This is a genomic window from Candidatus Poriferisodalis sp., from assembly GCF_965237655.1.
Taxonomy (GTDB): domain Bacteria; phylum Actinomycetota; class Acidimicrobiia; order Acidimicrobiales; family Poriferisodalaceae; genus Poriferisodalis.
In genome coordinates this window covers 1651291-1665032 of record NZ_CBDEGB010000002.1, presented here as the reverse complement: position 1 = coordinate 1665032, position 13742 = coordinate 1651291, and the positions used below count along the sequence as shown (strand labels likewise).

Sequence of the window (13742 nt, the reverse complement as noted above, 5' to 3'; positions counted from 1 at the left end):
GCCCATGAGCTCGCCGCGCTCTGCGATCCCGATCCCGGTGCAGCGCTTGGCCTCCGAGATCGGCGGAACCTATGTTGCGCCGTCGGGTCGCCACGCCGACGAGACGGACGGTGGAGCCGCGCTCGTGCACGGCATCACCCACGACAGTCGCTCAGTCGCGCCCGGGATGCTGTTCTGCTGCGTGGTGGGTCGGCACCACGACGGTCACGCGTTTGCGTCTGAGGCGATCACGGCAGGCGCCGCTGCGCTGATGGTCGAGCGCGTCCTCGACGTTGGTGTGCCCCAGATCGCCGTGCCCAGTGTGCGAGGTGCGCTGGGCCCCGCTTCAGCTGCGGTATGGGGCCAGCCGTGGCGCCGCTGCGCGGTCGTCGGCGTTACCGGGACCTCTGGCAAGACCACGGTGGCGCACGCGATCGGCGCCATCGCTCGCGCTTGCGGAACCTCATGCGAGGTGATGGGCACCCTGGTTGGGCCGCACACCACACCGGAGGCGCCAGAGGTGTGCCGACGCCTCAGCGAAGCCGCAGATGCGGGAACTGAGATGGTCGTGCTCGAAGTGTCATCGCACGCCCTCGCACTCGGCAGGGTCGACGGTGCCAGCTTCACGGCCGGTGTCTTCACCAACCTGAGTCATGAACATCTCGACTTCCACATCACGATGGAGGACTACTTCGACGCAAAGGCGCGACTCTTTGACGGCCGCTGCGAAATAGCACTGGTGAACGTGGCCGACAGATGGGGTCGCCGGTTGGCAGCCATGGCCGCTGGTACAACCGGCACAGTGGTCGAATGGCAGCCCTCCGACATTGAGGACGTCACCGTGAGCGTCAATGGGCTCAGCGGTCGATGGCGCGGCCGACCGATCCAGTGCGGGCTGCTCGGACGATTCAACGCGGCGAACGTGGCGGCTGCAGCGGCAACAGCGAGCGCGCTCGGATTCGACAACAGTGCCATTGCACCCGCTATCGCCGCGGTGAAACCGGTGCGAGGGCGTTTGTGGCCCGTGAACGGTCCCGGCGATGACATCACCGTCCTCGTCGACTATGCCCACAAGCCCGAAGCACTCGCCGCGGCGCTGGCGAGTGCTCGCGAACTGAGTGGTCCCGATGGCCGCCTCTGGGCGGTCTTCGGTGCGGGTGGCGATCGTGATCCATCCAAGAGGGCACCCATGGGCGCCGCAGCAGATCACCACGCGGACATGCTGGTCCTGACCTCCGACAACCCTCGCAGCGAGGATCCCGCCGACATCGCGGCAGAGATCGCCACTGGTGCCGGCGGGCGACATGACACCGGCGACGGCCTGTACGTCGAACTCGATCGATCCCTGGCCATCTCGCTTGCCATCGAGGGTGCGCGGGCTGGGGACGTCGTCGTGGTGGCAGGGAAGGGTCACGAGACCACCCAGGTGACCGCAGGCCGCTCAACGCCGTTCGACGACGCAACCGTCGCGGCCGACGCACTGCAGATTCGCAGGAGTGCGAAGCAATGATCGCCCTGCTCATCGCCTCCAGCTCCGCGATGTTCGTATCGCTCATCGGCACGCGATATCTCGTGCCGTGGCTGCAGGCACGCGGCGTCGGCCAGCCGATTCGCCTCGACGGTCCCCGGGGGCACATCACAAAGGCCGGCACGCCGACAATGGGAGGTGCCGCAGTCGTGGCTGCCGCCGTGGTGGGCTACGTGGTCAGTCACCTGCGCGCCGAGACGGTCATGACGCGCTCGGGCATCGTGCTGCTAGCGGCAGTCAGCGCTGCGGGCCTCGTCGGCTTGGCCGACGACTGGATCAAGGTGAGCCGTGAACGCAATCTGGGGTTGAACAAGCGGGCCAAGCTGATCGGTTTGATCGCAGTGGGCGTCGGATTCGCGGCTGCGTCGGTGTGGTGGGTAAATCTCGACGCGGCGATTGGCTTCACTCGGCTGAGCGGAAACGCACTGCGAGTCCCCGCCGCTGTGTGGATCCTGTGGGCTGTGCTCATCATTCTGGGCACTTCCAACGCCGTGAACCTGACCGACGGCCTGGACGGCCTTGCCGCAGGCGCCGCTTCAGTGGCTTTCGCCGCGTTCGTGGTCGTCGGCTACTGGGCATTCCGTCACCCGATCTCCTATGACGTCAAGCATCCGCTGGATCTCGCCATCGTCGCTGCTGCCATGGCTGGCGCCTGCGTGGGGTTCCTGTGGTGGAACGCGCCGCCGGCGAGGATCTTCATGGGCGACACGGGCTCGCTGGCCATCGGCACCGCCATGGGCGGGCTCGCGATGCTTCTGCACGTAGATCTGCTGCTGCCCGTCATCGGCGGCCTGTACGTCATCGAGACGGCGTCTGTCATCGTCCAGGTCGGCTCGTTCCGGCTCTTCGGCCGCCGCCTGCTCCGGATGGCCCCCATGCACCATCACCTCGAGTTAGGCGGGTGGCCAGAGACCACCGTGCTCATCCGCCTCTGGGTCGTGAACAGCCTGCTCGTGGCACTCGCGCTCGGCCTTTACTACGCCGACTTCTTGAGTCTCGACCTGGTCGAACTGCCGGCAGGTTCGCTGTGAGCCCCAATCATCCCTCGGATGCCCGCCGCCCGATGCTCGACGCCCTACGTCCTGACGACGGACCGGTGCTGGTCGTCGGCATGGGCGTGACGGGATGCGCGGTGGCAACGGCGCTGGGGGCTCGAGGCCATGAGATCATCGTGGCTGACGACCGCCCCGAGGGGGCTGCCGCGAGGGTTGCCTCCGCAGGGCTCGCTTCCGTGGAGATCCACGACTCCACCGATCACGGTCTGCTCAGCGCTCTGGTGTCGAACGCTGCCGCTGTGGTCCCCTCACCAGGAGTCCCGCCACGGCACCCCAGTTACACGTTCGCCGATGCGACCGGAGTGCCGGTAGTGAGCGAGCTGGATCTGGCGGCACAGTGGGACAACCGCCCGCTTGCCGCAATCACGGGTACGAATGGCAAGACGACGGTCACGGTGCTGACCGAACGAATGCTGAACCGGAGCGGCATCAGTGCAGTGGGCGCCGGGAACACCGATGTTGCCTTGGTGGATGCGATCGACCGGGACGTCTCAACCTTCGTCGTGGAGGCCTCGTCGTTCAGGCTTCACCGAGCCCTCAACTTTGCCCCTGCTGTGGCCGCGTGGCTGAATCTGGCACCCGACCATCTCGACTGGCATGTCGATCTCGGGGACTATGCCGCTTCCAAGGCGCGAATTTGGGCCGCCCAAGGCCCTGACGATGTCGCGGTGGTGCCGTTCGACGATCCCGACGTCGAGCCATGGACGTCGGGGATCCGCTCACGCCGTGTGACATTTGCGACGCCTCAGTCGCTCGATGCAGCCTGCGATGTGCGCTACGAGCACGGCGTCCTGGTAGCGCATCACACAGCGCTCGTGGCAGCTGGGGAACTGCCGCGGCGTCGGCCGCACGACCTGTCGAACGCCGCAGCAGCAGCGGCGATCGCATTGGAGATGGGGGCCTCCGCAGAGGCAGTGGCGGCTGAATTGCACTCGTTCGACGGTCTACCGCACCGACTCGCGCTCGCAGGGCGAATCGGAGCGGTGAGCTTCCATGACGACAGCAAAGCGACAGCACCTCATGCCACCGTGGCCGCGCTCCGGGGATTCCCCGATGCGGTCCTCATCGCGGGAGGGCGGAACAAGGGTCTCGATCTCGGCGACCTCGCTGCGGTGGCTGCCCATGTACGCGGTGTCGTCGCGATCGGCGAGGCTGCCTCTGATGTGATCGCCTGCTTCAGCCGACCCGTGCATGGTCGGATCGAGCTCTCCGTGGCGGACTCGATGTCCGATGCCGTGGAAATCGCCTACCGGATGGCCCAACCGGCCGGAGACGTCGTGCTGTCACCCGGATGTGCGTCGTTCGACTGGTACTCGAGCTACCACGAACGGGGCGAGCACTTCATCGCAGCCGTATCGGATCTCGCATCGCGCCTTGACCCCCAGACCTGCTCCGGAGACGTGCGATGAGCCGGCTGGATCTTCCTCGCGCGCAATCGGGGCCTTCGGTGCGGTACGCCGCACTCCTGTCCGCGGTCTTCCTGCTGCTCCTCACCGGGGTGGTCCTGGTGCTGTCTGCCACCTCAGCGACCGGGGTCGAGGGGCCCGACCGCCCCCTGCAGTACTTCACACGACATCTGTGGTCGGCGGCCATCGCCGTGGGCGTGCTGCTGGTGACGCTTCGCATCGACTACCGGCGCTGGCGATGCCTGGCGCTGCCCCTTGTAGCCCTCAGCGTGAGTCTGCTGGTCATCGTGCTGGCGGTGGGCAAACGCGCGGGTGGTGCTCGTCGCTGGATCGAGATCGGGCAACTCAGTGTTCAGCCGTCGGAGATCGCGAAGCTGGCTCTGATCGTTGCGATGGCCGCGTTCCTCGACGCTCGCAAAGATCAGATCGACCGTCCCGATCGGATCCTGCGCCCGACGATGCTCCTGCTGACCGCTGGCTGTTCCCTCGTGCTGCTGCAGCCGGACCTAGGGACCACACTGATCTTGGTCGGCATCGGGGTCGGGATGCTGTTCGTCGCAGGCTTGCCAGGCCGGGACCTCGGCAAGATTGCCCTGATGGTCGGAATTGCAGCGCCTCTGCTGGTGTATGCGGCGCCGTACCGCCGAGCGCGCCTCGCGGGCTTTCTCGATCCGATCTCCGAGCGTGCCTCGAGCGGCTACCAGACGTTCCAGAGCCTGGTCGGCCTGGCACAGGGCGGACTGCGCGGCACCGGACTCGGAGCAGGCCAGGCGAAGTGGGGATGGGTGCCCAATGCCCCCACCGACTTCATCTTTGTCATCGTCGGCGAAGAGATGGGGCTTCTTGGTGCGCTGGGGCTCCTGACACTATTGGGAGTCGTCGGCATCGGCGGTTTCCGGACGAGTCAGAAGGCGCCTGACCTGTTCGGCTCGCTGCTGGCCGCCGGCATCTCGATCTGGTTTGTGCTGCAGACGCTGGTGAACGTCGGCGGTGTGGTTGGATTGCTGCCGGTGACCGGTGTGACGCTGCCATTCCTCTCTTTTGGCGGCTCCTCTTTGGTGGTCACCTCAGCGGCCGCAGGGTTGCTGCTGAACGTCACCCGGCGGTCCGACTGAGCCGTGCCCGCACCCGACAGAGCCTCTGCCGCACCAAGCGTGCTGATCGCCGGGGGTGGAACTGCCGGACATCTCATGCCGGGCTTGGCCGTGGCCGCCGCACTGACTGAACGCGGGTGGCCCGCCGGCGCGATCCATTTCGTCGGCAGCACCAGAGGAATGGACGCACAAATCGTGCCGGCAGCGGGCTTCGGTCTGACCGCACTTGGTGGCCGAGGCCTCACTGCGAGGCAAATCAACCTGACGAATGCACTGGCGGCAGCGAGCTTGGCCTGGGCAACGTTGCGCGGGATCGCGCTCGTCGGAAGACGCCGACCTGCCGCTGTGCTGTCGCTCGGCGGCTACGCCGCGCTGCCCGCGACGGTCGGCGCCGTGGTTTGGAGAGTGCCGTTGGTGATCGCAGAGCAGAATGCTGTCGCCTCGGCAACGAACCGACTGCTGGGTCGCTTCGCACGGGCGGCTGCGGTGCCAGTACATGGAACCGGCTTGCAGCGCGAGGTGGTGACGGGCAATCCCGTGCGCCCCGAGGTCACCCAGGCAGCGCTCGAGGCGGCCGATGCCCGCATCCGGCTCGGCTGGCCCACCGATGCGACCGTCATCGTGGTGTTCGGCGGCTCGCTGGGTTCGCTTCGAATCAACACAGCCGTGTGGTCGGCGCTTCCGTCACTGCGCGGCCGCGACGGCGTATTCGTGTATCACGTCGTAGGCAAACGAGATTGGGATGACCGCCCGCCGCACCCAGCGCCGCGCCCCGACGGTTCGGACGTCACCGAGTGGTACCGAACTGTGCCCTTTGACGAGCAGTTGCCCTTGGCGCTGGCTGCAGCTGACCTGGTGATCTGCCGCGCCGGAGCTTCCACCGTTGCCGAGTTGTCGGTGATCGGCACTCCGGCGGTGCTCGTGCCCTTGCCCATCGCAACCAACGACCATCAGCGCCGCAATGCCGAACACTTGGTGTCGACCGGTCAGGCACGCGCGGTGCCGGATGCCGAACTCGATGCGCAGCGGGTGCTTGCCGAGATCGACCAGATGTCGGAACTCGGCGGCCCCAGAGGAATTGACAGGGGAACGCAAGCTGCCCCCGCTGCGACCTTCGGTCGTCGAGACTCTGCAGAACGCGTCGCACAACTCGTGATCGAGCACAGCTCGGTGGTCCCGGGCTCTGTCGTGATGAGGGAGCGCTCGCCGAAGGAACCCACATCGTGACCAGGACGCAGCCCGATCTGGCCGAATCTCGCAGCATCCACCTGGTAGGGGCTGGGGGTGCGGGAATGAATGCGATCGGGCTGGTGCTCGCGGAGATGGGTCATGCCCTCAGCGGCAGTGATCTGAGACCGGGCCCGGGAATGACGCGGCTCGCCGCCCACGGAGCTCGAACAGCAATCGGCCACGACGCCGTCAATGTGGGGTCCGCGGACATCGTGGCGCATTCGAGCGCTGTGCCCTCGAGCAATGTGGAGCTCGCCGAAGCCCGGCGCCGGGGGATACCGGTCCTCAGTCGAGCCGAACTGCTCAGCCAGATCTGCCAGCGCAAGAGGACACTGGCGGTCGGAGGGACCCATGGCAAGACGACCACGTCGTCGATGCTGGCGCTCTGTCTCGTTGCTGCCGGAGAGCACCCGTCGTTCTTGGTTGGCGGTGAGCTCAACGAGATCGGCTCGGGCGCCGTCTGGGACATGGCGGGGGAGTGGTTCGTTGTCGAGGCCGACGAGTCCGACGGAACGTTCCTCCAACTCGGCGCCGACGCGGTGCTCGTGACAAACATCGAGCCCGATCACCTTGATCACTACGGCAGCTTCGACTCGCTCACGGGGGCATTCGAACGCTTCTGCAGCAGCGCGAACGGGCCGCGCGTGGTGTGCGCCGATGACCCACAGGCCGCCGCGATGGCAGAGCGCGTCGGCGGCTGCGTGACGTACGGAAGATCTGAGCAGGCGAAATACCGGATCATTGGCGCACGAAGTTCGCGCAGCGGTGCAGAGTTCGAGTTGTTCGCGGGCACCACCTCGATCGGGCGCTGCGAACTGCCGCTGCCTGGGCTGCACAACGTCACGAACGCCGCTGGTGCGCTGGCCGCAGCACTCGAACTCGGCGCCACAGCTTCACCGATGATCGAGGCACTGGGGCGCTTTGCGGGTGTGGCCAGGCGATTCGAACGGCGGGGCGAGCGCGACGGCATCTCGTTCATCGACGACTATGCGCACCTTCCGGCTGAAGTGACGGCCGCAATCGCTGCGGCTCGCAGCGGGGACTGGAATCGCATCGTTGCGGTTTTCCAACCCCATCGCTACTCGCGGATCGCGGCGCTGTGGCAGGACTTCGCGGACTCATTCGGAGGCGCCGACCAGTTGGTCCTCACCGACATCTACCCCGCCGGCGAGGTGCCACGGCCTGGCGTGTCCACAGAACTTGTGCTCGGCGTCGTTCTCGACTCGCATCCCTACGCCTCCGTGGCGTATCTCCCGGGGCGGGCTGAGCTGCGTTCGTACCTGCGTGCGAACCTGCGAGCAGGTGACTTGTGCCTCACCTTGGGAGCGGGAGACCTGACGACGCTCGCAGATGAGTTGCTGCATGCCCACTGAGCGATGGTCCGATCCCGATGCGGTCCGACGAGCCGCAGCAGCCTTGGGCTACGACGCTCGCATCGATGCACCGTTGGGCTCGATCACCACGTCGCGAGTCGGAGGGCCTGCTGCGGTGGCATTCGTGGCCAATGGCCTCGCCGACCTGCAACGGGCGCGAGAAGCCGGTGCCGCCTCCGGGCTGGAAATCCTCGTTGTCGGACGAGGATCGAACCTGCTGGTCGCGGACCGGGGTTTTGAAGGAATCGCACTGCTGCTTGGAGATGCCTACAACACCATCGAATTCGATCACGCGAACGCCACGCTCACCGCTGGTGCAGCGGTGGCATTGCCCGTGCTCGCGCGCCAATGCGCCGCAGCAGGGATCGGCGGGCTCGAATGGGCTGTGGGAGTCCCGGGTTCTGTTGGCGGGGCCGTGCGCATGAACGCAGGCGGGCATGGCAGCGATATTGCGTCCTGCCTGATCGACGCCGACATTGCCGACCTGGAAGGCCCCTCAGCACCCCCAGTGCAGCAGCCTCGCCCCGTCGATGCTCTCGATCTGGGCTACCGCCACAGTGGTTTGGCGAACCGCCATGTCGTGGTGAGTGCGCGATTGCAAGGGCATCGCGCACTTCCCTCAAAGGTGACCGACCAGATCGCGGAGATCGTCCGCTGGCGCAGAGAACACCAGCCAGGCGGCCAGAACTCCGGCTCGGTCTTCATGAACCCGCCACAAGAGTCCGCAGGCGCACGCATCGATCAAGCAGGGCTGCGCGGCTTGCGTATCGGCACGGCCGAGGTCTCGCGTTTGCACGCGAATTTCATCGTCTCGGACCCCGGCGGAACTGCAGCCGATGTCGTCGCACTGATGGCCGAGGTCCGCCGCCGTGTCGCGGATTCGTCGGGCATCGTGCTGCAGCCCGAGATCCGCATGGTTGGTTTCGGTGCCGCACCGATCCCTACCTGAGCGTGCCTGGCGAACCTGCGGAGGCCGCCGCACCGGGAGGGAAAGGCCCCAAGCGTTGGGTGATCGGAGTTGCGCTCACAGCGCTCGTGCTCTCGATCGGCACGATCATTCTCGCCGCAGGCACGTTTGAGGTCGATCGGATCCACTTCAGCGGTCTGCATCGAGTGAGTTACGACGAGGCGTACCGGGCAGCAGGCATTCGCGCCGGTGACTTCATGGGAACTTTGGATACCGAACATGGAGAGCAATCGCTCGAGGAACTGCCGTGGATCGCCGACGCTCGGATCTGGCGGCGATGGCCCGCGACGGTGGAAGTGGACGTTGTCGAGCGAACGGCGGTGGCGTTGGCACTCGCCGCGCCCCGCAGCTGGGTACTCACCGATATTGAAGGCCGAATCCTCACATCACCGCTCGCAGCCCCACCCGAACTGCCGCGGTTGTCGGGGATTTCCGCTGCGCCGGAACCAGGCGGCTACCTCGCCAGCGATGCCGAAGCCCTGCTTGGGGTCCTCGACGCAGCGCGCGGCCAGCACGGTTTCACAGTCGTTGCGTTGTGGCGTGACGGGCGCGGGGACGTGAGGGCACGCGTCCGGCAACAACCGGGCGGTGTCGTGTTCGAGGTGGCGCTGGGAGACCAGTCGGCGATCAGTGCGAAGACGGCCGCAATTGCCGCAGTCATCTCCGATCTCGAGCACTCAGGTGACATCCTCGATGTATCGGTTCCGCATCTCCCGGTGGTCCGCGGAGCCAACTGATCGGCCAGGTCATCCCATTGCGCGGGTCTTGCCCATTAACGGAGGCATCGGTACTGTCGTGGATTGCGCTATTTTCCCTAGGAGGTGCCTGCCGACGGCACGATTGATGTCGCGGCCGGCCAGCGAACGCGAGGAGCCCTGTGGCCTCACCACAGAATTACGTGGCAATCATCAAGGTGGTGGGCGTCGGCGGCGGTGGTTCGAACGCCGTCAACAGGATGATCGATGTCGGCCTTGGCGGCGTCGAATTCATTGCCATCAATACCGACGCTCAAGCGCTGCTGCTCAGCGACGCTGATGTCAAACTGGACATCGGTCGCCAGCTGACGCGCGGACTTGGAGCGGGGAGCGACCCCGAGATCGGCACCCGGGCGGCCGAGGAACACCGGGATGAGATCGCAGAAGCAATGCAGGGCGCGGACATGGTGTTCATCACCGCTGGGGAAGGCGGAGGCACCGGAACCGGTGGTGCGCCGATCGTCGCAGAAATCGCCAAGGAAGTCGGTGCACTGACCATCGGCGTGGTCACCCGCCCCTTCGCCTTCGAAGGCAAACGCCGTCAGATCCAGGCTGAGCAGGGCATCGAACGGCTCAAGGAACGAGTCGACACCTTGATCGTGATCCCGAACGACCGGCTGTTGACGGTGGCGAGCGAGCACACGTCGATCATCGATGCCTTTCGGATGGCCGACGACGTGCTGCGTGAGGGCGTGTCCGGCATTTCGGGCCTCATCACGACTCCTGGCCTCATCAACACCGACTTCGCAGACGTGAAGGCGATTATGTCCAACGCCGGCACGGCGCTGATGGGAATCGGCCGTGCACATGGCGAGAACCGATCCAAGAACGCTGCTCGCCAAGCGGTGTCGTCATCGCTGCTCGAGGAGTCCATCGATGGAGCCCGCGGCATCTTGCTGAATATTGCCGCCGGACCCGAACTGGGGCTGTTCGAGGTCAACGAGGCGGCGGAAGTGATCCGCGAGGTGGCACACGCCGACGCCAACATCATCTTCGGCACGGTGATCGACGACTCGCTCGGAGAAGAAATCCGTGTCACCGTCATCGCGGCGGGCTTTGACCGATACACGCCGTCTCGCTCCGGAGGCACCACCCTCGGCGACTACGCAGGCTCCGAAGAAGCTGACGATTTGGCCGACCCATTCGGCGACCTCGACGAGGACGACGAATCGTTCGACGTACCCAGCTTCCTGCGGTGACGCCCCGGGCGAGGGTGCATCCCCGTCGAACGACGGCACAGCGATGCCGTGCGTTGACGTGGCCACGCGGCTGCGAAACGGCGTAAGCCGAACGGGTCGGCACTCGCAATGCTGACACTGCGCCGGCGCTGCGGGACCGGCACGGTGCGCATCGCCGTCACTGAACGCAGCGACGGCGACTGCGCCCCCCTGGTGGAATTCGGTCCCAGCGCGGTCACCGTCCTCAAGCAGACCCACGGCACGCAGATCGTCCGGGTTTCCCATCCTGGGGAGCATCGCGGCACTAGCGCCGACGCTGCGTGGACGATGACGCTTGGAGCGACCCTCGCAGTGCGCACAGCGGACTGTGTGCCGATCGCGCTGTACGGGACAGATGCGAGAGGTCGTGGTGCTGTTGCGACGGTTCACGCGGGATGGCGCGGTCTGCTCGGCGGTGTTGTCGAGGCGACGCTCGCGGAACTCGGACGTCACGGGATCCGCCACATCCGTGCGATCGTCGGGCCTCACATCTGCCGCCTGCACTACGAATTCGGGCCAGATGAACTCGACGCTGCCGTGAGTTCCTTCGGCCCCTCAGTGGCGAGCAGGACTGCGTGGGAAACGCCGGCGCTTGACCTTGGCGAGGCTGCCCGGCGGACGCTTCGCAGCGGGGGAGCGATTCTCGACACCGAGCTGGATCGCTGCACAGCCTGCGATGGTCGCTACTTCTCGCACCGGACTCGTGCCGAGAAGGGCCGGACTGCGCTGCTGGTCTGCCTGGACGCCGACGGAGCAGGAGACGAGTCCGGTGATTGATGCCGGACAGGTCCGCCAACGCGTCGAACGCGTCAAATACCGGATTGCTGACGCCGGGGGCGACCCAGCTCGGACCGGCATCGTGGCTGTGACGAAGGGATTCGACGCCTCTGCAATCGACGCCGCGGCAGCTGCCGGCTTGGGAATGATCGGCGAGAACTACGCCCAGGAACTGCAAGGGAAGTGGGATCAGCTGCTGCCGGAGACCAGGAGCACGATCGAGGTCCACTTCATCGGACGGCTGCAGTCCAACAAAGTGCGACCGCTGGCAGGTGTGGTGGATCTGTGGCAGAGCGTGGACCGGACACGGCTTGTCGAACAGATTGCACGGCACAGTCCCCGATCCGCGATCTTTGTGCAGGTCGATGTGAGCGGCACTGCCACCCAGGGCGGATGCCCGCTCTCCGAGGCTCCGCCGCTGGTTGCTGCCGCCCGCCAGTCCGGACTCGATGTTCAGGGCTGTATGGCGATCGGGCCTCAAGGCACGTCATCGCAGATCGAAGCAGCGTTTACCGAGGTCGCTCGATTTGCGGATCACCACGACCTCGAGCACCGCTGCATGGGAATGAGCGCTGACCTCGAAGAAGCAATCCGGGCGGGTTCGACGATGGTGCGCATCGGGACCGCCCTGTTCGGCAATCGACCGCCGCGGGCCGCCTCTACGCGGGGTGCCTGACCGTATCTTGGCGAGTCGGTACTCTTTGCAACCGAGACAGTCTCCAATCGAAGCTGCTCTTATTGAGGTACTGCATGGCTTCGTTCATGAAGCAGGCGATGAGCTATCTGGGCCTCGGCCCCGACGACAGTTATGCGCTGCCGGCCGAGCGCGCCCTGCCGGGCGAAATGCCCGCGCCGGATGCTTTCGCCGATCAAACGAGCCAGAGCGGCGTCACAGTGGTCGAACGACCACCGTCGGCAACACCGCACTCGGGGGCGCCCGTACCGACATCCGCTGTGCGCCGCGTGGCGACATCGGCAGTACAGCCGTTCGTGCTGATGCCCCGCATGTTCGACGACGCGCAGCAGATCGGCGACCGCTTCAAGCGCGACCAACCGATCATCCTGAACTTGCAAGGACTCGACCGCGACACAGCACGTCGGCTGCTGGATTTCGCCAGCGGCCTGTGTTACGCCCGCGATGGAGAGATGCGAAAGGTTGCGAACGCCGTGTACATGCTCGTGCCGGCAAATGTCGTGGTGAACGACAGCGAACATCAAACGGTTCCAACAGGGGGCGTCGACCGCTGAAACGCTCCAACCCGGGCCACCTGGCCGAACGATGAGAGGCCTGCTGTGCACGCTGACGAATTTGTACGTCTTCGCAGTCTTCGCTCGCGTTCTGTTCAGCTGGATCCCGCTGTCCCCTGACAGTCCAGTCATGGTGGTGCGGACCTGGTTAGTGCGGATCACCGAGCCGGTCATGGGGCCGCTTCGGCGGGCACTGCCTGCGATACGACTGGGCCGGGTTGCGCTTGATCTCTCGCCGATCGTGCTGATCATCGGATTGCAGGTGCTCGTGTCCGGCATGCTGCTGCGCTGTTGAGACGCTGGTAAATTCCGCGCCATGGCAAGCCCGACACCCCCACCCGTCGAAACCCCCAGCACCGAAGGCACTGGTGTGCTTGAGCGCCTCGGTGTGCAGATCGCATCTCTTGCGGCACAGGTCACTGAGATCGACCATCGCATGACCAGCGTGGAATCGGGATCGCCATCGCGTCCGGTGGAGGTTCAGCTCTCGCCCGAGACCGTCGCACAGATCGCCGAGGCTCTTGCGGAGCTCCAGGCAGCCGGTACTCAAGCACTGGATGACGTCTTCAAATCAGCGACTGACGATCTCACCGAGGCGCTGTCGGGTCTCGTGCGGGCCGAGATCTCCAGGTCGCTCTCCGACGCTGGCTACAGCGTTGACGTCATCGAAGCCGAGGAACCGGATATTGCCCTCGAGCCCTTCCCGGCGAGCACCGGAGCGACCGCTGGGACCGTCGAAGTCGAGGCCGACGAGGATGACCAGGCCGAAGAGGACTTGATCGGCCAGGATCTGCCCGATGTCGAACCCGTGGCGGCGTCAGTGCGCTCTGGCCCCGAGCCGGCCGCCATGCCATCCATCGTCGCACCGCTCGCCGCCAGTTCCGCTGGAGTTGCTGGCCGGACTGAGGCCGCCTACGAGTCGATCCGTGAAGCAGGTTCTGGGTTCGGCGATGATGACGTTGACGACGACGACGACGAAGATGTCGTCTTCGATGCGGACCGGCCGCCGCTCGCGCTCGCGGAACTCGACGATCCCTTCCTGGAGGCGCTGATTCGCAAGGAACCACTGTCGGCCTAGGCGACAGTCGGCCTAGGACACATCCGGCGCAGCCG

14 protein-coding genes are annotated in these 13742 nt (G+C 65.9%); all 14 read left to right on the top strand.

Annotated features, from left to right (window positions below):
* The first annotated feature begins 4 nt into the window (after window positions 1-4).
* Window positions 5-1489, top strand: a complete 1485-nt coding sequence (locus ACPXYO_RS15770) for a UDP-N-acetylmuramoyl-L-alanyl-D-glutamate--2,6-diaminopimelate ligase (protein WP_423922503.1) — start codon at window positions 5-7, stop codon at window positions 1487-1489.
* Window positions 1486-2538: a phospho-N-acetylmuramoyl-pentapeptide-transferase gene (gene mraY / locus ACPXYO_RS15765; RefSeq protein ID WP_420623783.1), complete on the top strand. Its 1053-nt coding sequence runs from the start codon at window positions 1486-1488 to the stop codon at window positions 2536-2538. Before ACPXYO_RS15770 ends, mraY begins: the two co-directional genes overlap by 4 nt.
* A complete protein-coding gene (murD, locus tag ACPXYO_RS15760) occupies window positions 2535-3971 on the top strand; it encodes a UDP-N-acetylmuramoyl-L-alanine--D-glutamate ligase (RefSeq protein ID WP_423922500.1) in 1437 nt (478 codons plus the stop codon). Before mraY ends, murD begins: the two co-directional genes overlap by 4 nt.
* Entirely contained in the window at window positions 3968-5083 is a 1116-nt protein-coding gene (gene ftsW, locus ACPXYO_RS15755; protein WP_423922497.1) for a putative lipid II flippase FtsW, read from the top strand. Before murD ends, ftsW begins: the two co-directional genes overlap by 4 nt.
* Window positions 5084-5122: 39 nt before the next feature.
* On the top strand, window positions 5123-6289 hold the full coding sequence (locus ACPXYO_RS15750) for a UDP-N-acetylglucosamine--N-acetylmuramyl-(pentapeptide) pyrophosphoryl-undecaprenol N-acetylglucosamine transferase (RefSeq protein WP_423922494.1): 1167 nt from the start codon (window positions 5123-5125) through the stop codon (window positions 6287-6289).
* On the top strand, window positions 6286-7665 hold the full coding sequence (gene murC, locus ACPXYO_RS15745; RefSeq protein ID WP_423922491.1) for a UDP-N-acetylmuramate--L-alanine ligase: 1380 nt from the start codon (window positions 6286-6288) through the stop codon (window positions 7663-7665). The genes ACPXYO_RS15750 and murC overlap by 4 nt, the downstream gene beginning before the upstream one ends.
* On the top strand, window positions 7655-8614 hold the full coding sequence (gene murB, locus ACPXYO_RS15740; RefSeq protein ID WP_423922488.1) for a UDP-N-acetylmuramate dehydrogenase: 960 nt from the start codon (window positions 7655-7657) through the stop codon (window positions 8612-8614). The genes murC and murB overlap by 11 nt, the downstream gene beginning before the upstream one ends.
* Before the next feature lie 2 nt (window positions 8615-8616).
* Window positions 8617-9369, top strand: a complete 753-nt coding sequence (locus ACPXYO_RS15735) for a cell division protein FtsQ/DivIB (protein WP_423922486.1) — start codon at window positions 8617-8619, stop codon at window positions 9367-9369.
* Window positions 9370-9509: 140 nt separating this feature from the next.
* Window positions 9510-10586 carry a cell division protein FtsZ gene (ftsZ, locus tag ACPXYO_RS15730; RefSeq protein ID WP_423922483.1) on the top strand — a complete coding sequence of 359 codons (1077 nt, stop codon included), beginning with the start codon at window positions 9510-9512 and terminating at the stop codon, window positions 10584-10586.
* Between the two features lie 108 nt (window positions 10587-10694).
* The gene (locus ACPXYO_RS15725; protein WP_423922481.1) at window positions 10695-11381 is read left to right on the top strand and encodes a polyphenol oxidase family protein; all 687 of its coding nucleotides are present in this window, start codon (window positions 10695-10697) and stop codon (window positions 11379-11381) included.
* Entirely contained in the window at window positions 11374-12057 is a 684-nt protein-coding gene (locus tag ACPXYO_RS15720; protein WP_423922478.1) for a YggS family pyridoxal phosphate-dependent enzyme, read from the top strand. The genes ACPXYO_RS15725 and ACPXYO_RS15720 overlap by 8 nt, the downstream gene beginning before the upstream one ends.
* 74 nt (window positions 12058-12131) lie before the next feature.
* Window positions 12132-12629: a cell division protein SepF gene (locus ACPXYO_RS15715; RefSeq protein ID WP_423922475.1), complete on the top strand. Its 498-nt coding sequence runs from the start codon at window positions 12132-12134 to the stop codon at window positions 12627-12629.
* Between the two features lie 31 nt (window positions 12630-12660).
* A complete protein-coding gene (locus tag ACPXYO_RS15710) occupies window positions 12661-12924 on the top strand; it encodes a YggT family protein (protein ID WP_423922472.1) in 264 nt (87 codons plus the stop codon).
* A gap of 21 nt (window positions 12925-12945) precedes the next feature.
* Window positions 12946-13707 (top strand): hypothetical protein, encoded by a 762-nt coding sequence (locus ACPXYO_RS15705; RefSeq protein ID WP_423922469.1) that lies wholly within the window; start codon window positions 12946-12948, stop codon window positions 13705-13707.
* The last annotated feature ends 35 nt before the right edge of the window (window positions 13708-13742 follow it).